The following is an 18,869-nucleotide window of genomic DNA, read 5'->3' on the forward strand; positions in this document are numbered from 1 at the left end:
AGCTCTCCTTCGGAATCAATGTCAGTCTTCGCCCAGCAACATGGCATCGATGCCGTCGCACAGACAATGGATGGTCAGCAAATGCACTTCCTGAATACGCGCGGTGCGATCGGACGGCACACAAATGTGAATATCGGTATCGCCCAGTACTTCCTGCATACGGCCGCCGCCCTTACCGGTCAGCGCGACCACGATCATTTCGCGTTCGTGCGCGGCCTCGATCGCGGCCAGCACATTGGCGGAATTGCCGGACGTGGTAATCGCCAGCAACACATCGCCTGGCTGGCCAAGCGCCCACACCTGCTTCGAAAAAATCTGCTCGAATGAGTAATCGTTGGCGATGGCAGTGAGCACGGACGTGTCGGTGGTCAGCGCAATTGCCGGCAAGCCCGGGCGCTCACGCTCGAAGCGGCCGATCAGTTCGGCGGCGAAATGTTGCGCGTCGGCCGCCGAGCCGCCGTTGCCGCACGCCAGAATGCGGCTGCCGTTGGCAAGCGCAGCGAACATCGTGTCGATCGCAGCGGCGATCGGCATCGACAGGGTTTCGAGGGCTTCGAGTTTGACTGCCGCACTGTCGCGGAAGTGTTGTTGAATGCGTTCGACTGACATCGAGTCTCTATTTTCTACCGCGAATGGACCGCAATGCGCGGCCGTGTTGTGAAGTCGTATTGCGAAGTCGTGCCGCTTCGGTGAACCATGCCGGCAACACAGTGCGGATGCGCAAAAACATCGCGAAATGCGCTACCTCGTCGCTGCTTTCTATACGCCGGTGTGGTTCACGAGGCCCGCACGCGAGCGCAAGTTTATCGCACTCACGCGCGTTCTCCCCGCACTGCATCAGACTTCGTCAGCGCGAAACGCATCGCGCAGCCACACGAGCCGACCCGCTTCGAACGCAATCACGTCGAAACGGCATGCGGGCTCATCGTGCGAACGCCTGCTGCGGGTTGCCAGGTAATGCCGCGCGGCACGCACGATCCGCTGCTTCTTTTGCCAGCCGATACTCGCTGCCGCGCCGCCATAATGCTGCTGCGCACGCGCGCGAACTTCGACGAACACAAGCGCACCGTCACGGTCGCGCATCACCAGATCGATCTCACCGCCCCGGCACAGCACGTTGCGCGCGACGAGACGCAAACGCTGCCGCTGCAAAAACTCCATCGCACGCGCCTCGAAAGCCGCGCCGACGAGTTTGGACCCGGTTGGTCTCGAAAAGTTGTGGCCGTCGGCCCGCGCACTCACCTGCCCGCCACCCGGTTCACGCGCCGCTGCGTGGCACAATGGCGGCCTCGTTCTGTCTGTCTGCGTCTTCTGCCTCATGACTCCTCTCTCCGAACTCGCGCAAGGGCAGCAGTACCCTGCCGCCGCGCTGTATGTGGTGGCCACGCCAATCGGCAACATCGCCGACGTCACGCTGCGCGCGTTGCATGTGCTCGGACTGGTGGACCGCATCGCCGCCGAAGACACCCGCAACACCGGCCAATTGCTCGCGCGCTACGGCATCTCGAAGCCGCTCGTCGCGGTTCATCAGCACAACGAGCGGGCCGCGGCGCTGCGCCTGATCGAACACCTGCAAGCGGGCGAACGCGTGGCCTACGTATCCGATGCGGGCACGCCCGGCATCTCGGACCCCGGCGCAAAACTCGTCGACGCGGTGCGCGAAGCCGGTTTCCCGGTCATTCCGCTGCCCGGCGCAAGCGCGCTCGCCACCGCATTAAGCGCGGCCGGCGACTGGGTCGCGACGTTCTCGTTCCTCGGCTTCCTGCCGCCGAAGGCAAAAGCACGCGCCGCGGCACTGCAAGCGCTCGCGAACCATCCGCACGCGATGGTGTTCTACGAAGCGCCGCACCGGATCGTCGAAACGGTGCAGGCGTTGGCCGACGCATTCGGCGGCGAGCGCAAGCTGCTGATCGCACGGGAATTGACGAAGTTACATGAAGCGCTGCACCGCGGCACCCTGGCCGAAGGGCCAACGTGGCTCGCGGCCGATCCGAACCGGCAACGCGGTGAGTTCGTCCTGGTGGTGGAAGGTGCGCAGCCGGAAGCCGCTGGCGAACACGATCACGACGCGTTACTGGGCATCCTGTTGGAAGAGTTGACGGTGAGCAGCGCGGCAAAAGTTGCGGCAACCCTCACCGGTGCATCGCGCAACGCGCTCTACACGCGCGCTTTGGCGCTTAAGAAAGACGAGGAATAAAGCGGACGGGAAGGGATGTGCGCCAGCGGATCAGGCTCGCAGCGCGAGCCAGGACCGCAAGGAATGAGCGGCTGCGTGCAGCCACGGTTGATGAGCAAAGACAAAGGGCCGCGCGAAGCGGCCCTTTGTCTTTCGGCGAACAACGGCGCGAGTTAGCGCCATGTTGCCCGGCGTCACGAGCGCGTCAGAGGCGCGCCCGCGGCCCCTGCATTATTTCTCTGCGCTCGAACCTGAGTTCGACGCCAGCGTTTCATTCAGTTCAGCGCGTGCTTCCTGACTCGTCAACCCTTCGATCTTTACTCGCGCCGTACCGGCATGACGCATGTCGAGCGCAGCGGCGGCGGCCATCGACAGGTCAATGATCCGGCCACGCGCATACGGGCCACGATCGTTGATGCGCACGACAACCGAGCGCGACGTAGCCGGATTGGTCACGCGAACATACGAGCCGAGCGGCAACGTGCGATGTGCCGCAGTCAGCGCGTGCATGTCGAAACGTTCGCCGTTGGCGGTGCGGCGGCCATGGAAGCCACGGCCGTACCACGAGGCGCGACCGGTCTGCTGAAAGTCCGAAATGCCCGAACTGCCGTCAGTCAGCGGCTTGGCATCGGCCAGCGACGAGCCTTTGGCGGCTGCGTCGGATGCCGGCGCGCTACCGAAAGCTTGCGGGCCGAAGGAACCTGCCTGCGCATTCTTCGTGCTCAGCGGTACGCCGCTTTCCGACGTGTTGCTCGCGCCCGGAGGCGTGGCGCAACCGGCCAGCACAAAAAAGGCAAAAAGAGTCCCCAGACCACGGGATAACCGAGTTTTCATAAGACGTGCAATCAAATTGTCGAGCCGCATCACGCGAAAAGTTGAGCGTGTTGCCTGCGACTCCGGCGGCAATGGACGACAACGCGCCGCGCAGAAGAGCGCAGTACGTCAAAGCCCGGATGCGGCTTACCCAGCCGCTACCGCACGGTTAATTTTCACGTCTGGCGCAACCTGTCCCCGGCAGCCTGACCAGACCCCACATGCCGCCATCGAACGTGGCAAACACGTTCTTGCGCGCGGAACTCAGCGCGCAGGAACAGCGGCGTAGGCCCCACCCAGCGTCACGGTATTTCAGTCCGTTGCAGGCGCGCGGCGCCTGGCTGGGTAAGACGTGTGCATCGAATGCATCGATACCTGATGGCCGCCCAAAGCTGCGACAGCCCATACTTGAGTGGCAATCCGCGTGCCCATTTTTGATGGGGACGCATCGCCGTGTGGCATGCACAATTCCTTGTGCATGGAGGCCATTATACCCAAAAGAAAATTTTGGGATGGCAAGCGACTGAAAACCTTGATGAATTTTCACTCTTGCTGCAAAAATGGGCAGCTCAAAGCCCGCTGCAGCGGGCCCTCAGCGCCCTCGACGAGCGTCGACGAGACGCCGGTACAATCAACGTTTTTCCAGCGGCGCCGTCATCCATGAAAGTCACCTTGATCCCCGTTACGCCGTTCCAGCAGAACAGCTCGCTGCTCGTTTGCGAGGCAACCGGACGCGCGGCCGTCGTCGATCCGGGCGGCGACCTGGATGTCATCCAGGGTGAAATCGCACGCCAGAATGTGACGGTCGAAAAAGTATTCCTCACGCATGGCCACATCGATCACTGTGCCGGCGCGAAGACGCTCGCCACACACTACGGCGTGCCGATCGAAGGGCCGCATCCCGACGAAAGTTTCTGGCTCGACAAGCTGCCGGATCAAAGCACGCGCTTCGGCTTTCCTGCTGCCGAAGCGTTCGAGCCGGATCGCTGGCTGCAAGACGGCGAGACCGTGCAATTCGGCGACGAAACCCTCGAGGTCTATCATTGTCCCGGCCACACGCCAGGCCACGTGGTGTTCTTCAGCCGCGCACATCGGCTCGCGCTGGTGGGTGACGTGCTGTTCGCCGGATCGATCGGCCGCACGGATTTTCCGCGCGGCAATCACGCCGACCTGGTCCGCGCGATCCGCGAAAAACTCTGGCCGCTCGGCGACGACGTCACCTTCGTTCCGGGCCATGGTCCCACCTCGACGTTCGGCGCTGAGCGCCGCACCAATCCGTATGTCGCCGACGGAGTCAAAGCATGAGCAGCGAAATCTACGTGAGCACCGATGTCGAAGCGGACGGCCCAATTCCCGGCCCGCATTCGATGCTCAGTTTCGCCTCCGCCGCATACACGGAAGACAAGCAGTTGATCGCCACCTTCTCCGCGAATCTCGAATTGCTAGACGGCGCCAAGCCGCATCCGGTGCAGGAAGCATGGTGGAGGACGCAGCCGGAAGCGTGGGAAGCCTGCCGCAAGGATTTGCAGGATCCGCAGGCCGCACTGACGGCCTATGTCGAATGGGTGGAGGCGCTGCCGGGCAAGCCGGTGTTCGTGGCGATGCCGGCCGGTTTCGACTTCACCTATATGTTCTGGTACATGATGCGGTTTGTCGGCCGCTGTCCGTTTTCGTGGTCGGCGCTCGACATCAAGACGCTAGCCTTCGCACTGACTGGCCTGCCGTACCGCAAAAACATCAAGCCGCGCTTCCCGAAGCACTGGTTCGATGAACATCCGCACACGCATGTCGCGCTGGATGACGCGATCGAACAGGGCGCGCTTTTCTGCAACATGCTCAAGGCTCTGCGCGCGGTCCAGGCAGCCACGCTGGTGGCCGCTAAAGATGGGGACGGCTCAGGACAAAACGCCGCTGAGGAACCGGCAAATTAGGTAATCTCCCTCGCCGAAGCCGTTTTACATTGCGTTTCGTTTTCGAGACCTCTACCATGCGTTGATAGGGCGACGCCAACGGAGGCGCAGTTGACACTCGATACGTTCTCTCAAAAAATCCTGCGCCTGCTGCAGCTCGACGCACGCCGGTCCGTGCAAGAAATTTCCGACCAGGTCGGCCTGTCGAGCACCCCGTGCTGGCGCCGTATCAAGGATATGGAGCAATCAGGGGTGATCCAGCGCTACACGGCATTGCTGGATCGCGAAAAGCTGGGGCTGCACGTCTGCGCGCTTGCGCATATCCATCTCACGCGCCACACCGAGGGCGGGGTCGAACAGTTCGAGCGGGAAATTGCCACCTGCCCGGAGGTCACCGAGTGCTACAGCACGACCGGCGAATCCGATTACATCCTTAAGATCGTCGCGCCGGACATCAAGGCTTACGACAGCTTTTTGCACGAACGCATCTTCAAGATTCCCGCCGTCGCGCAAGTGCGCACGAGCGTTGTGCTGCGCGAGATCAAATTCGATACGCAATTGCCGCTGTGAGACTGTAACCGTACTCACGTGGCGCTATGCGGTTGCTCAGCCTTGGCGCTGGCGATGGCCTCGCCCGGCCCTGCTTCCGTCGAGACGCCGCTTTCGGCCTGCAGTACGTCCACCCCCTGCAGCACGGCCAGCTTGCGGGCACCGAGACGGCGCCTGAGCGCGTCCAGATCGACACGAGCAAGACACGGCTCATCACTTTCGGCCGTGTGCGAGCCCGGCGTCGGCAAAACCACTTCGACATCGAGCCCCGTGCTCAAGTAGTGCATATTGACCGCCGCGGCCTTCACGCCACCCGCGGCGAGCGCAGCGTTGACAACGGCAACGACCCGCTCCCGGGTCGGCAGATTGACGGGCGGGCGCGCAACTGCGTCGTTCTCCGGGTCGACATGGATCAGCGCGTCGAGCACACGGTTGTCGGCCAGCACGCGCAAGCGCGCCGATTCGGCGATGTAGTGCCCTTCCGATACCGAGATCAGCGGGTCGACCAGAATGTGCGCATCGACAAGCGCAAAGTCACCCATCTTGCGGGTGCGCATTTCATGCACGTCGCGTACGCCGGGCGTCGCGAGCAATAGCGCGCGCATGTCGGTGGAGGTGGCTTCGTCGAGCGCGCGGTCGGAAAGATCTTGCAGCGCGTCCCAGCCGAACATCCAGCCCATGCGCGCCACCATGAAACCGACAATCGCCGCGGCGATCGGATCGAGCAGACGCACGCCTGCGAGGCTGCCGATAATGCCAATCGCGACCACCAATGACGAAGCGGCGTCCGAGCGTGCGTGCCATGCGTTCGCAATCAACATCGCTGAACGCACGCGTTGCGCTTCGCGCAGCATGTAGCGAAACAGGCTTTCCTTGAAAATCAGCACCAGCACAGCCACCGCGAGCGCGCTCATATGCACGGCAGGGATGCTTTGCAGATCGGCGAGACGCGTGCCGGCACGCCACAACATACCGACGCCGACCACAATCAGCAGCGCCCCCAAAAACAATGACGCAACCGTTTCATAGCGGCTATGTCCGTAATTGTGATCCGCGTCGGGCTTGGCGCCGCTGTGCCGATTAGCGATTAGCACGACAAAATCGGAAATCAGATCGGCTAACGAATGGATACCGTCGGCGACCAGCGCCTGCGAATGGGCAAACACCCCGATGACGATTTGCAGCGCCATCAGCACCGTATTGAGCGCAATACTGACAAAGGTACTTTTGCGCGCGACGCGATGTTTCTCGACGGACTGGACGGCGGCGGTGGAAGGCATCTCTGAAACGACGTGAAGAGTTCAATGCCTGTATTCTACCCGGCCCATCTTGATATGCGCTGGATAAACCACAAAAAAACCTTTTAAATCAGACGCTTATCTAAACGAAAAGCATTCGCGTTCCAGTTTCATGGAACGCGTGTGACAAAGAGTCACGGCAATTTGCAGCGACAATAAAAAAACCGCGCCCTGACGGTACGCGGTTTTTTTCTGGTAACAGCAGGCGCTATATGCGCCACTGATTGACCGTATAACTATTACTTCTGGATCAGAAATTTCTCGCGATCCAGACCTGCGATCCAGCGCGGCGGCTTGCCGCGGCCCGACCACGTGCTACCGCTATCCGGATCACGATACTTCGGCGCGACGCCTGCACGCGGACGACCGGCCTTAGCAGCCTTGGCACCACGGCCACCACCGAGTTCAGTCAGCGAAATGCCGTAATCGGCCATTTTCTGCTTGATCTCATTCAACACTTCTGCATATTCACGCGACTTTGCTTCTTCGATCTGCTTTTCGAGCTTCTCGCGCTGGGCGAGTAGTTCCTTGTAGGAAGACATAGGTTCCCTTGTGGTTTGGATAAATGACTGCCAGTCTTAAGCCAGCTTGCCCTTTGAAGTGATCATGCCTCGGAATTTGATGGCGAGATTAACACAAAATAGAAAGACTACAAAAGCGCCGTCGTAAAATTAATCTCAATTCGTTTCAAAAAATTTCACTCCGACGCGATGTTACGCAGACCCTTTCAAATAGCTAATTTTCGCATTCCGCTGAAAAGCAGCGTCGCACATCGATCATTATTGGATTAATTATCAAAAAATGAAATTTAAGATAAAAAAATTGTCCCAACATTTCATGCCATGAAAGCTTTAACATGAAACGTCGGAACATATTACGACCCGTGCTCTGCCTTGTTATTGCGGCATGAGTGTTTTCCCGAAACAGCAATCGAAACTTAATTAGCGTGGCGCTGGATGCAATCTTCGAGCGCCGCATGCAAGGTTTCGGTATTGCGTTTCGCATCGTCGAAGACAAAACGGGTACGCGCGCCGTCCAGCTTCAGATCAGCGCCATAGCGATCGACGCCGAGCAGTTGAAGTCCACTGGCGCCCGGGGAATGACCGGCGAAATGTTCGATCAGCGCATTTTCTTCATCGAAGCCGAGTGGCGGCAGTGGATCGAGTTCGGCGCCGTCGAGCCAGCCCATCGCACCGAAGCCGCCGATGTAGCGCAGCCGCTCGAGCCTCATTGCCCAGAACGTGAAATCGCCGAGAACCAGATACCGTTCGGCGTCCGGGTGATAGCGCAGATAGCGCTGTACGACTTCGGGGGTCGAGTCGACCGGTTCGAACGTGCCGAGCAAGGTGACGCGCTGGCCGCTCAGCACGTCGCCGTCCGGTGCGTCGACGACCAGAAAGCCGGCGCGCGGGTCGGCGTGCAGGTTGTGCGTATGCTCGGCGAGCCGGCTCACGAGGATCGTCGGACGATGCCGCGGGTCCGGCGCGAACGGCAGCACCGAAGGATAAGGAAAGCCTTCCGGCTGACGCGCGTGAGTTGCGAGCGTACCGATAGCGGCCATATGAAGCAGATGCAGCGGTGCGTGAGCGGGAATGTTCAAGTTCGCGTTCCTCGATGGCCAGGCATTGGATCGATCTGCTCCAAGCATAAGACAGCGCGCTTCGTTAGAATCGGAAATTCGCTTTCAACGCGCTTTCTCACGCGTTCTCCCTCCTCGAGATTTCCGTGTCCGACCGCTCCGCCGAATTCGTCACTCTCCCCGCTGCTCATCGCGATCTCTCCGACACCGCGCGGCAGCGCGCCCGTATCGCCACGATGGCGCTGTTCTTCATCGCCGGCATGATGTACGCGTCTTGGGGCGTGCACGTGCCGACAGTGCGCGACCGCTTCCATTTGAACGCGGCGATGCTCTCCTACGCACTGCTTGCTCTCGCCGGTGGCTCGATCGGCGCAATGGCGGCGAATGCGTCCTGGATTGCGCGGGTCGGCACGCGCCGGGCCTGTCTGACGGGCGGTCTGGTGATGTCGGCATGTGCGGTGCTGATCCTGATCGTGCCGGCTTACTGGATGTTGCTGATCGTGCTGGCCGTCTTCGGTGCGGGCATGGCCACGCTCGACGTCGCGATGAACGCGGAAGCCAGCGCTGTCGAGAAAACGCTCGGCAAGCCGATCATGTCAGCGCTGCACGGCATGTTCAGCGTCGGCGGAATGGTCGGCGCGGCGGTGGGCGGCGTCCTGTTGTCGCGTGGCATGGCGCCGGCTGTGCATCTCACGCTGGCCGCGGCGATCAGCGCGCTGGTGCTGATTGCGGCCTGCCCTTCCGTACTGCCGCACGTGCCCCACGCCGACCATCCCGACGCCGCCACGCCGCGCGCCAACCGCTGGCGATCGCCGGCCTTGTGGGCGCTCGGTGCCATGGCGCTGGTCGCGCTGATCGCCGAAGGTGCGATGTACGACTGGGCTACCGTCTACATGCGCGACGTCGTGCTGTCCACGCCGGCCCTCGCGAGCGCGGCCTACGCGGCGTTTTCGGGCGGAATGGCGGCGGCGCGTTTCGCCGGCGACGCCGTGCGCGCCCGCTTCGGCGCACCGCAACTGGTGATGGCGAGCGCGTCGCTTGCCTGCGCGGGGATTGTCGGCGCACTGCTGCTGCCGAATCCGGTCATCGCCCTCATCGGCTTCACGCTGATGGGTCTCGGCCTCGCGAACATGATGCCCGTGCTGTTTGCGGCCGCTGCGAGCGTCAAAGGCATTCACGCGGCCGAAGGACTCGCGCATGTCGCCGGGCTGGCGTACTTCGGGCTGCTGCTCGGGCCCGTGATCATCGGCGCAGTGACGCAGGCGACCAGCTTGCCGATCGGATTGTCCGTGGTGGCCCTGTGTTCGGCGCTGATCGCGATCGCGGGTCCGAAGGTGCTGCGGCGTTTGAAGATCTGACGCAGACGCGCGCTGCTGTTGCATCGGCGGGCGTCACGCCATATGAAAACCCGCGTTCTTACGTTACGTTACGCGCGGCCTGAACGCTGATGTGTTCCCCGCCACATCGGCGGCATCAACACCTTCATCGCGTCACGCACCCTCTCCCAACCTCTTGATTTGTATGACCTTACTCATCGAATCGAGCATGCGAACACAAGTGGCATAGGCCTTGCAGTTAGCTTCCCAGCAATTCTCAAATTACGGGGGAGCAGACCATGAATCGCAATTTCAAACTGTCGGCGATCGCCATGTGCGTGACGTCGATGATCTTACTGACCGGATGCGGAAGCACGTTGACCGTCCCGAGCGCCAAGGCCGGGGCGGGTAGTGGTTCCGGCAGCGGCTCGGGCTCCGGCTCCGGCTCGGGTTCTGGTTCGGGAAGCGGCTCGGGAGGCGGAACGCCGACGCCTACTCCGACGCCTACTCCGACACCGACACCGACGCCGACGCCCACGCCGACGCCCACGCCGACACCGACGCCGACACCCACTCCGACGCCCACTCCGACGCCGACGCCCACTCCGACGCCCACTCCGACGCCCACTCCGACGCCCACTCCGACGCCCACTCCGACGCCCACTCCGACGCCCACTCCGACACCAACGCCGACACCAACGCCGACCAGCGCCAATCCGATCGGCGTCGTCGTCCAGAACACCAGCAACGTGCTGACCACAGCCGGCCAAACCGTCTCCTCGATCGGCAGCCAGATCGGCCTCACGCCGATCCCCGGCGCGAACCCGGCCACCACGACCGCGCTCGGCAACGTCGTCTCGAATCTCGGCGCCGGTGTCACCGCAGTCGGCACGGGTGCGGCGAACGGCCTCGGCCAGCTCGGCAATTCCACCGATCCGCTCGGCACGACGCTGGCGAGCAGCGGCGGCCTGATTTATAACGCAGGCCAGGCCGTCAACAGCGCCGGTCAGCTCGTGACGAGTCTCGGCAGCGGTCCCACCGCACCGCTCAGTCCGCTGACCACGCCGCTCGGCAGCACGGTCTCGACGCTCGGCATTGCAGTCAGCAGCCTTGGCACGCAACTGAGCTCGCAGCCGACGAACGGCCAGATCCAGCAAGTGACGCAAACCGTCAGCACCGCGATCACGCCGATCACCGCCACACTCGCGCAAACGACCCAAACCGTCGGCGATACGACCGGACTCGGCGCACCGCTGAACGGTTTGCTGTCGACCATCGGTCACGGCCTCGACACCGCGGGCAGCCAGGTCAGCAGCGCGACCAACAACCCGATCGGCCAGAACCTCGGCAATGTCGTGACCAAGCTCGGCGACACGGTCACGTCCGCCGGCGGCCTGCTGACAGCGGGCGGCACAAGCAGCAGCAACCCGCTCGGCGGCCTCACCGGCATCCTGAATCCGGGCGGCAGCGGTGGCGCAACGGGCAATCCGCTGGCGCCGTTGACCAGCATTCTCACCGCGTTGCCCGGCACCTTGAGCGGCGGCCTGACCGGCGGCAGCGGTTCGGGCAGCCCGCTTGCGCCAATTACCAGCGTCCTTAGCACGGTGACCGGCAGTCTCGGTGGCCTCGGCGGCAGCTCGGGTAGCAGCCCGCTTGCCCCCCTGACCAGCGTCCTCAACACCGTGACTGGCAGTCTCGGTGGCCTCGGCGGTAGCTCAGGCAGCAGCCCGCTTGCACCGCTGACCGGTGTGCTGAACTCGGTCACGGGCGCATTGAGCGGCGGGACCGGCGGCAGCGGCAACCCGCTGGCACCGGTGACGTCGGCAGTGTCGTCGCTGACAGGCGCGCTCGGGTCGGCTGCGGGCTCGGGCGGCACTGGCAGTACCAGCAACCCGCTTGCGCCGATCACCGGTCTGCTGGGCACTGTCGCCGGCGCATTGACCGGTTCGGGGACCTCGACCGGCGGCACCACGGGCGGTGGCTTGCTCGGCGGTCTGGGCGGCCTGACGAGCAAGAAGTAACGAATACGAATAACGACGGCAAATAAAGACGCGAAAAAACAAGCGTCGAAGGGGGGCGGCGAGCCGGGTCAACCGGCTCGCCGTTTTTTTGTCACAGCTCGTGATATGTCACGTAGTCGCGCGAGAAGTCGTTACGCTGCAGAAAATTGGTGAACGTCATCGTCACCGATGCATCGAGTCCTTCCACGTAATGCCACCAGCCGATCGGCAGAAACAGTAATTCGCCGGGTTCGAGCGTGCATTCCATCAAATGCGCATTGCGCATCGACGGGAAACGCTCGTAGTCGATCGCACCGCCGTCCACCTCCGAATAACAATGCAGCATGTTCGCCATATGCGGCGTATCGGACAAGGGCACCAGCTTGATCTGTTTGCGGCCGATCACCTGCGCCATGAAGTTATTGGTCAGATCATGGTGAAACGGCGTCTTCGTTCCTGCCGGCCCCATCCAGAAAAAACCCGTATCGGGCGACTCGGCATCGAGATATTCGCGGATAGTCGGCGCGTCTGACCATAACGCCGCGAGGGACGCGCGATTGTGCGAAGTGTTATTGGCGGTCATGTAGAAATCGTTAGTCGGGCCGCTGCGCTCGACGAGATCGACATAATCGGCAAAGCGCATCATGCGCTTGAGCTTCGGCTGATTGATCTCATAATTCGCATCCGACTCGCGGCCGAACTGCACCTCGACTTCACAATCGCCGCACCGCTCGCGAAAGTAGTCGAAACTCCACTGCGTGCGCGCCGGCCAGAAATCGAAAGCGCCGGTGATGATGACCGGCCGGTTCTGAAAGTAGTACTGCTCAAAGAACTCGTCACGCGATAAACGCTCGCGCCGTTCGATCACGCCGCTTCCGGCGCGCATACGATTGAGCGTGCCGTACACCGACAATATCCATTCACGCTTGCGCAAACGATTGCGCAAGCGCACGGCACCCTCAAAGTAAGGACTCGCGAGCGCCGCCTCGATTTCGCGCGCGGCTTCGGCGGGGTCGAAACCATGTCCGACCAGCGCACCGTGCAGCGCAGGCGGCGGTGCGTCGAGCAGCAGATTCTCGGCAATCCAGCGGCGCCAGCCGTTGTCGATCGAACGGATCACAGTGGTCACGGCATTCTCCCAAACGATGTGCTCAAACCCGCTAGCCTCGCACGCAAACGCTCAAAAGAAAAGGCACGCGAGCCTTGCGGCGCGCGTGCCTTTTATCTGCTTGATCGAAGACAAACCAGGCTGTCTTCGGTCATGCGGCTCTTACATCTTCACTACGTCGAGCAGCGTCTTCTTGCCTGCCTTGTAGTTGTACAGCGAGATCACGCCGTGTTGAAGGTCGCCCTTCGAGTCGAACGTGGTTTCGCCGATCACACCCTTGTAGTCGGTCGCCGGCATAGCTGCCAGGATCTTCGACGGATCGGTCGAGTTCGAACGCTTCATAGCGTCGACGATGATGTACACAGCGTCATACGTGAACGGAGCGTAGATCTGGATCGGCTGACCGAAACGCTTCTGATACTTGGCGAGGAACGCTGCGCCGCCAGCCATCTTCTCGAGCGCCATACCGGCTTCCGAGCAGACGATGTTGTCGGTTGCGTCGCCAGCCAGGTCCGACAGCTTGTCGGTACACACGCCGTCGCCCGCCAGCACCTTCGCACGCAGGCCGAGCTGCTTGGCTTGCTTGGCGAACGGGCCGCCGGTTGCGTCCATACCGCCGTACATGATCGCGTCCGGGTTTTCGCCCTTGATCTTCGTCAGAATCGCGCGGAAGTCGACAGCCTTGTCGTTCGTCGCGTCATGCGACATCACGTTCAGGCCCAGCGACTTGGCGGTCTTTTCGAATTCGTTGGCGAGACCCTGGCCGTAAGCGGTCGAGTCGTCGACGATCGCGACGCTCTTCACTTTCAGACCCTTGGCTGCATAGTTAGCCAGCGCCGGACCTTGTTGCGCATCGGTCGCCACGACACGGTACGTCGTCTTGAAACCTTGTTGCGTGTAGGCCGGGTTCGTTGCCGACGGCGAGATCTGCACGATGCCAGCATCGCTATAGATCTTCGAAGCCGGGATCGAGGTGCCCGAGTTCAAGTGGCCGACCACTGCGACGACCTTATCGTCAACCAGCTTCTGCGCGACTTGCGTAGCCGTACGCGGGTCAGCTGCGTCGTCCTGTGCGTCGAGTTGCAGCGTGATTTTCTGGCCACCGATCGTCAGACCCTTGGCGTTGATTTCTTCAACAGCCAGACGTGCGCCGTTTTCGTTGTCTTTACCCAGGTGAGCGATACCGCCGGTCAACGGTGCAACGTGGCCGATCTTGACGACCTCGTCCGCCACCGCGCCCGTTGCCAACGACGCAAACAACATGGCCGCAGCGCTGATCGGCAACAGCTTTTGAATCTTGATGTTCATGTAAGTCTCCAGTTTCGGTCCCAAAAACAACGTAATCGCCCTGTGCCCCCGCTTCCCTACACGTGTCGCTCAGTCCCGTGGACGACCACGCCGGTTGCATCGTTCATGCACTTGGCCAGTACGTTCACCGGACTGTTTGTGGCAGACGGCAAACCGTACTTGCGCGCAAGTGTAGGCCATCAAATTAAATTGTGGGACTTTTTTGAGGAAGTGGGATGAACACTAATAGCGTTTATCCAACAGGAGTCGATTCCGGCTGGAAAGACAGGCTGGAAAGCACCAGCCCATGCGGGTTTCCGCTAGGTTCGCCTATCGTCTAACAGCGCGGCCTAAAGCTTTTAGCGTGTTAAACCGTTAATGTTTCGAATAGGCTTTGTGCGTAAAAACAAAGCGCGTCGCAGTTGCTGCGACGCGCGTCTGAGCCATGCCGAATCAACGTTTGAGCGCGCCGATCCGTGCTGCCACAGCATGCCATTCCTGCTCGAGTTGCCCAACCAGTTCGGCAGCGCCGAGGCCTTCCCGGCGCTTGCGGCCAAGCGGCGCGCCCTGGCCTGACCATAGAGACAGATAGTCGCCGTTATCCGCGCGGCTCGCGGTTTGCCGCAGTTCCTGCGTCAAGGCGTTTTGCACCGGATAAGGCGCGACCTTATGCGCCGACTCGCTTAACCGCTGCATCAACGGATTGCGTATGCCGCGCGCATGACGGCCGGTGATCGCGCGCGTCACGGAGGTCGATGTGTCGGACATCGAACGTACTCGGGTTTTCCATGCCTGCGGTATCGCACTCTCCAGACAAGTGAGGAACGCAGTGCCCATCACCGCGGCTTGCGCGCCGAGCGCGAGTGCGGCGACGATGCCGCGTCCGTCCATGATGCCGCCGGCGGCCAGTACCGGCAGCCCGGTCGCATCGACGAGTTGCGGCACGAGCGCCATCGTGCCGACCAGCGCCTCCTCGAATGCGCCGATGAAGGTGCCGCGATGCGCGCCCGCCTCCGCGCCTTGCGCGGCGATGGCATCTGCGCCCACGTCGCGCCAGGCGACACCCTCGGCAACATGCGTCGCGGTGCCTATTACATATAGGCCGTTCGCATGCAGTCGGGCGACGTCGGCGGCGGAAAGCAATCCGAACGTGAAACTCGCCACCGGCACGCGCAATTCAATCAGCGTTTCCAGTTGCGCGCGAAAATCCGGCGCGTAGCGTTCGAGCGGCTGACCCGGCGGCAAACCGAGGTCCGTGCGCAATGGATCGATTGCTTCGAGCGCGTGACGCACGGTGGCTTCGTCCGGCGCGGCCGGCTCCAGTACAAACAGATTCACGCCGAACGGGCGATCCGTCAGCGCGCGAATCGCCGCGACTTCGCTTGCGATCTTCTCGGGCGACAGTGCCGCCGCCGCGAGGAAGCCAAGACCGCCGGCATTCGATACCGCCGCCACCATCGCAGGCGTCGTCGCGCCGCCGGCCATCGGCGCCTGCACGACCGGCACCCGCAACTCGAAACGCGCCGCAAACGGCGTCACAAAACTGCCTTCATTCATGATCGATTCCCTCTCCGGCAAAGCGCTCGTAGCATCGACGAGCCAGGACTTTAGACTCTACCGAGCCGTGCGCGCGCGGAGAAATGAATTATCGAGAATGTTTCAATCGCCTTACGAGATTATCGCCGCGCGGCGGGCGTCGTCAGGCCGCGCGCGGCCTCAATGCAAGCCGTTTCTTTTGATGGCAAACTGACCGCCCGTCTCAGGTATTCAGGCCTCTGGCATTCATTCAGACCGACCCCGCGCATCGACGCACGAGTAAATGGAGAGCAACATGAGCACGACTTCCCGCTGGATCGACATTCCCGTCGGCAACGACAGTTTCGGCGGCTATCTGGCGCTGCCCAAAGGCGGCAAGGGACCGGCCGTCATCATCATTCAGGAAATCTTCGGCGTGAACAGCCACATCCGCTCGGTCGCGGACCAGTACGCGCAAGACGGCTACGTCGCGCTCGCACCGGACATTTTCTGGCGCGTGCAGCCGCGCGTCGAATTGACGTATGACGGCGCGGATCGCGAGAAAGGCATCGAGTTGATGCAAAAGACCAATGTCGACCTGGCGGTGGCCGATATCGGCGCAGCCGCCGCGGCGCTGCGCGCGATGCCGGAAGTGACCGGCAAAATTGCGGCGATCGGCTTCTGCTTCGGCGGTCAGCTCGCGTATCTGGCCGCCGCGCAAGGCTCGCTCGACGGCGCGGTGGCGTACTACGGCGGCGGCATCCAGAACAAGCTCGAGCAGGCCGCGAAGATCAAAGTGCCGATGCAATTCCACTACGGCGAACTCGACGCGCATATCCCGCTGTCGGCCGTCGGCCAGATTCAGGAGCGCTTCGCCGGCCGTGCCGATGCGGAATTCAACATTTATCCGAACGCCGATCACGGCTTCAACTGCTCGGACCGCGCGTCGTATAGCCAGCCCGCTGCAGCGCTCGCGCATGGCCGCACGCTGATCTTCCTCGGTGAGCGGTTGTAATAACACTCGATAGCGAGGGTCCCTCCGTCGTGCAATCAGACTATCTCGCCCATGACGCCATCGGCCTCGCCGAACTGGTTCGAAGCCGCGAAGCAAGCGCTCGCGAATTGCTGGACATCGCGATCTCCCGCACCGAGGCCGTCAATCCCGCGATCAATGCGATCGTCCTGAAGGACTATGACGCCGCGCGTCAGCGTGCCTCGCGTGATGATGCGAACAGAGCGAACGGCGCGAACCAAGCGGATGGTGGCAGCACGCAAGCAGCGCTCGCGGGCGTGCCTTATCTGATCAAGGACCTGGGCGCAGCGGTCGCCGGATTGCGCATGTCGATGGGCAGCCGCCACTATCGCCATTTCATTCCTACCGAGGACGCACCGGTCGTCGCGCTCGCAAAGGCGGCCGGTCTCAACATCTTCGCCAAGACCAGTACGTCCGAACTCGGTCAGATGCCTTATACGGAGCCCGAATTGTTCGGCGCGTGCCGCAATCCGTGGAATCTCGACCACACGCCTGGCGGTTCGAGCGGCGGTGCGGCCGCGGCAGTGGCTGCGGGCATCGTGCCACTCGCGCATGCATCGGATGGTGGCGGCTCGATCCGCATTCCCGCTTCATGTTGCGGACTATTCGGCCTCAAGCCTTCGCGCGGACGTGTCCCGCGCGCGACACCGACTGCCGCAGTCGGTGAACTCGGCATCGATCACGCGGTATCGCGCAGTGTGCGCGACAGTGCATTGCTGCTCGATCTGCTGGCGGGCAACGCGGACAGGCCGCTCGGCGCGCCGGGCACTTTCCTTGGCGCCAGCCGCGAGCCATGCAAGCCGCTGAACATTGCCTACGTCACTGATCCGATGCTGGCCTTCTCGCTCTCCGCCGACTCGCGCGCCGCGCTCGAAGACGCCGCGCAACTCGCCAGTTCGCTAGGCCATAACATCGAACCGGTGTCGCTCGGCATCGATTTCGCGGCAGTCCGCCATGCGTTCCTGATGATCTGGTCGGTGACGGCGGAAGAAATGGTGCTGAACGCCGATCGCATCACCGGCCGCAAGCCGCTGCGCGACGAATTCGAAATCTCGACATGGACGATGGCGCACATCGGCCGCAAACTCGGCGAGCACGGCCTGCCCAGCGCACTGGAAGAACAGCGCCGCATCACAGAGCGTCTCACCGATTTGCTGAACCGCTACGACGTGCTGCTGTGCGCGACGCTCGCCGACGCGCCGATCAAGATCGGCGAAATGCACCCCACCTCCGCGGAGCGCATGCAGATGCGCGCCGTCACGGCGATGCCGCTCGAAGCCCTGATGAAGAAGGTGCTGACCGAAGCGTCGAACAAGGGGTTCGCATGGGCGGGATGCACAGCGTTGTTCAATCTGAGCGGACAACCGGCGATGTCGGTGCCGCTTTACTGGAACGCGCGCGGGCTGCCCATCGGCGTGCAGTTCGCCACGCGTAACGGCGGCGAAGCAACGCTGTTGCGACTGGCCGCGCAACTCGAAGCGGCGCGGCCGTGGTTCGACAAACGGCCACCGTTGATACCGGCACGCAGCTAGACGAACTGGCGCCGAACGACTGAACCCTCAAGCCGGTTTGCGCCGCGCATCGAGATCCGCGTGGCGCTTGCCGGGAATGCACGCCACTGCCACGATCGACAACGCCAATCCGCCCATCACGTAATAAGTCGGCGCGAGCGGCGAACCCTTAGTGTTGATGAGCCACGTCACGACAAAATTCAGCGCCTCGGGCGAGAGGCCGTGTGTGATCAACGCGCCAACCACCGCACCGAGCAGAAGCGCCGCCGCCTGGCTCGCCATCTGCCAACTGCCGTAGAAGCCGCGCTTCGAGAACGGCGCCGCTTCGATCAGCAAAGCTGTAGAACTGCCGAATTCACCACCGGCGGAGAAACCCTGCAACAGACGCCCGAGCACGATCATCAAAGGCGCGCCGATGCCGATCGCCGAATACGGCGGGGCAATCGCCAGCAGCAGAATGCCGAGCGTCATCAGCGCGATGACGAACGATAGCGCCGCCTTGCGTCCCGCCCGATCCGCGTAAAGTCCAAGTACGATGCCGCCGATCGGCCGCATGACGAATGCGACGCCGAAGGTTGCGGTGGTCAGCAACATCGACGCATAGTCGTTTCCTGCTGGAAAGAATAATTGTGCGATCACCACCGTGAGGAAACCGAACACGGTGAAGTCGTACCATTCGAGCGCGTTGCCGATCACGGCCGCCATGACTGCGCGTGTATTGAGGCTCCGTAACGCTGGTGCCATTCGAATCTCCAGCCTGCGAAAAATGTCGCG

18 protein-coding genes are annotated in these 18,869 nt (G+C 62.2%); 8 read left to right on the forward strand and 10 right to left on the reverse strand.

Going from position 1 to position 18,869, the window contains the following annotated elements:
* Positions 1 to 21 precede the first annotated feature (21 nt).
* Both P3T25_RS27525 and P3T25_RS27530 read right to left on the reverse strand, forming a co-directional pair.
* Positions 22 to 609, reverse strand: coding sequence for a phosphoheptose isomerase (locus P3T25_RS27525; protein ID WP_097390968.1), 588 nt, complete (start codon positions 607 to 609; stop codon positions 22 to 24).
* Between the two features lie 228 nt (positions 610 to 837).
* Complete coding sequence (locus tag P3T25_RS27530) at positions 838 to 1,281, reverse strand: YraN family protein (protein ID WP_408381760.1); 444 nt, start codon at positions 1,279 to 1,281, stop codon at positions 838 to 840.
* A gap of 37 nt (positions 1,282 to 1,318) precedes the next feature.
* On the opposite strand from P3T25_RS27530, the gene rsmI reads away from it, so the two are divergent.
* Entirely contained in the window at positions 1,319 to 2,197 is an 879-nt protein-coding gene (gene rsmI, locus P3T25_RS27535) for a 16S rRNA (cytidine(1402)-2'-O)-methyltransferase (protein WP_097390966.1), read from the forward strand.
* A 210-nt stretch (positions 2,198 to 2,407) separates the two neighbouring features.
* On the opposite strand, the gene P3T25_RS27540 is transcribed toward rsmI, so the two are convergent.
* Entirely contained in the window at positions 2,408 to 3,010 is a 603-nt protein-coding gene (locus P3T25_RS27540) for a septal ring lytic transglycosylase RlpA family protein (protein WP_429359842.1), read from the reverse strand.
* Positions 3,011 to 3,649: 639 nt separating this feature from the next.
* Here P3T25_RS27540 and P3T25_RS27545 point away from each other — a divergent pair.
* From P3T25_RS27545 to P3T25_RS27555, 3 genes are all read left to right on the forward strand, one after another.
* Positions 3,650 to 4,294 carry an MBL fold metallo-hydrolase gene (locus tag P3T25_RS27545; protein ID WP_097390963.1) on the forward strand — a complete coding sequence of 215 codons (645 nt, stop codon included), beginning with the start codon at positions 3,650 to 3,652 and terminating at the stop codon, positions 4,292 to 4,294.
* A complete protein-coding gene (locus P3T25_RS27550; RefSeq protein WP_429359844.1) occupies positions 4,291 to 4,920 on the forward strand; it encodes an exonuclease in 630 nt (209 codons plus the stop codon). Before P3T25_RS27545 ends, P3T25_RS27550 begins: the two co-directional genes overlap by 4 nt.
* Positions 4,921 to 5,010: 90 nt before the next feature.
* Positions 5,011 to 5,469 (forward strand): Lrp/AsnC family transcriptional regulator, encoded by a 459-nt coding sequence (locus P3T25_RS27555; protein ID WP_012431468.1) that lies wholly within the window; start codon positions 5,011 to 5,013, stop codon positions 5,467 to 5,469.
* A gap of 14 nt (positions 5,470 to 5,483) precedes the next feature.
* Here the strand turns inward: P3T25_RS27555 and P3T25_RS27560 are convergent, their stop codons facing one another.
* The 3 genes from P3T25_RS27560 to P3T25_RS27570 all read right to left on the reverse strand — a co-directional run bounded on the left by P3T25_RS27560 (position 5,484) and on the right by P3T25_RS27570 (position 8,346).
* Positions 5,484 to 6,728 (reverse strand): cation diffusion facilitator family transporter, encoded by a 1,245-nt coding sequence (locus tag P3T25_RS27560; protein WP_171925062.1) that lies wholly within the window; start codon positions 6,726 to 6,728, stop codon positions 5,484 to 5,486.
* A 257-nt stretch (positions 6,729 to 6,985) separates the two neighbouring features.
* Entirely contained in the window at positions 6,986 to 7,288 is a 303-nt protein-coding gene (locus tag P3T25_RS27565; protein WP_054037926.1) for an H-NS family nucleoid-associated regulatory protein, read from the reverse strand.
* A gap of 395 nt (positions 7,289 to 7,683) precedes the next feature.
* A complete protein-coding gene (locus P3T25_RS27570) occupies positions 7,684 to 8,346 on the reverse strand; it encodes a HugZ family protein (RefSeq protein WP_154558891.1) in 663 nt (220 codons plus the stop codon).
* Positions 8,347 to 8,471: 125 nt separating this feature from the next.
* Here P3T25_RS27570 and P3T25_RS27575 point away from each other — a divergent pair, with 125 nt between their 5' ends.
* Positions 8,472 to 9,683, forward strand: coding sequence for an MFS transporter (locus P3T25_RS27575; RefSeq protein WP_429359846.1), 1,212 nt, complete (start codon positions 8,472 to 8,474; stop codon positions 9,681 to 9,683).
* A 257-nt stretch (positions 9,684 to 9,940) separates the two neighbouring features.
* Positions 9,941 to 11,662 (forward strand): collagen-like triple helix repeat-containing protein, encoded by a 1,722-nt coding sequence (locus P3T25_RS27580; protein WP_429359848.1) that lies wholly within the window; start codon positions 9,941 to 9,943, stop codon positions 11,660 to 11,662.
* Between the two features lie 91 nt (positions 11,663 to 11,753).
* Here P3T25_RS27580 and P3T25_RS27585 read toward each other — a convergent pair whose 3' ends face one another.
* The 3 genes from P3T25_RS27585 to P3T25_RS27595 form a co-directional block, all read right to left on the reverse strand.
* Positions 11,754 to 12,770, reverse strand: a complete 1,017-nt coding sequence (locus P3T25_RS27585) for a cupin-like domain-containing protein (RefSeq protein ID WP_168435587.1) — start codon at positions 12,768 to 12,770, stop codon at positions 11,754 to 11,756.
* 141 nt (positions 12,771 to 12,911) lie between these two features.
* The gene (locus tag P3T25_RS27590) at positions 12,912 to 14,057 is read right to left on the reverse strand and encodes a branched-chain amino acid ABC transporter substrate-binding protein (protein WP_154558892.1); all 1,146 of its coding nucleotides are present in this window, start codon (positions 14,055 to 14,057) and stop codon (positions 12,912 to 12,914) included.
* Between the two features lie 432 nt (positions 14,058 to 14,489).
* Positions 14,490 to 15,593, reverse strand: coding sequence for an NAD(P)H-dependent flavin oxidoreductase (locus tag P3T25_RS27595; protein WP_154558893.1), 1,104 nt, complete (start codon positions 15,591 to 15,593; stop codon positions 14,490 to 14,492).
* Between the two features lie 274 nt (positions 15,594 to 15,867).
* On the opposite strand from P3T25_RS27595, the gene P3T25_RS27600 reads away from it, so the two are divergent.
* Together P3T25_RS27600 and P3T25_RS27605 are read left to right on the forward strand one after the other, a co-directional pair.
* Positions 15,868 to 16,566, forward strand: coding sequence for a dienelactone hydrolase family protein (locus P3T25_RS27600; protein WP_154558894.1), 699 nt, complete (start codon positions 15,868 to 15,870; stop codon positions 16,564 to 16,566).
* Positions 16,567 to 16,595: 29 nt separating this feature from the next.
* Positions 16,596 to 18,116 (forward strand): amidase, encoded by a 1,521-nt coding sequence (locus tag P3T25_RS27605; protein WP_171925058.1) that lies wholly within the window; start codon positions 16,596 to 16,598, stop codon positions 18,114 to 18,116.
* 27 nt (positions 18,117 to 18,143) lie between these two features.
* Here P3T25_RS27605 and P3T25_RS27610 read toward each other — a convergent pair whose 3' ends face one another.
* Positions 18,144 to 18,839, reverse strand: coding sequence for an MFS transporter (locus P3T25_RS27610; protein WP_429359852.1), 696 nt, complete (start codon positions 18,837 to 18,839; stop codon positions 18,144 to 18,146).
* Positions 18,840 to 18,869 lie beyond the last annotated feature (30 nt).

The sequence above is a fragment of the Paraburkholderia sp. GAS32 genome (genome assembly GCF_050434225.1).
Lineage (GTDB): Bacteria > Pseudomonadota > Gammaproteobacteria > Burkholderiales > Burkholderiaceae > Paraburkholderia > Paraburkholderia madseniana.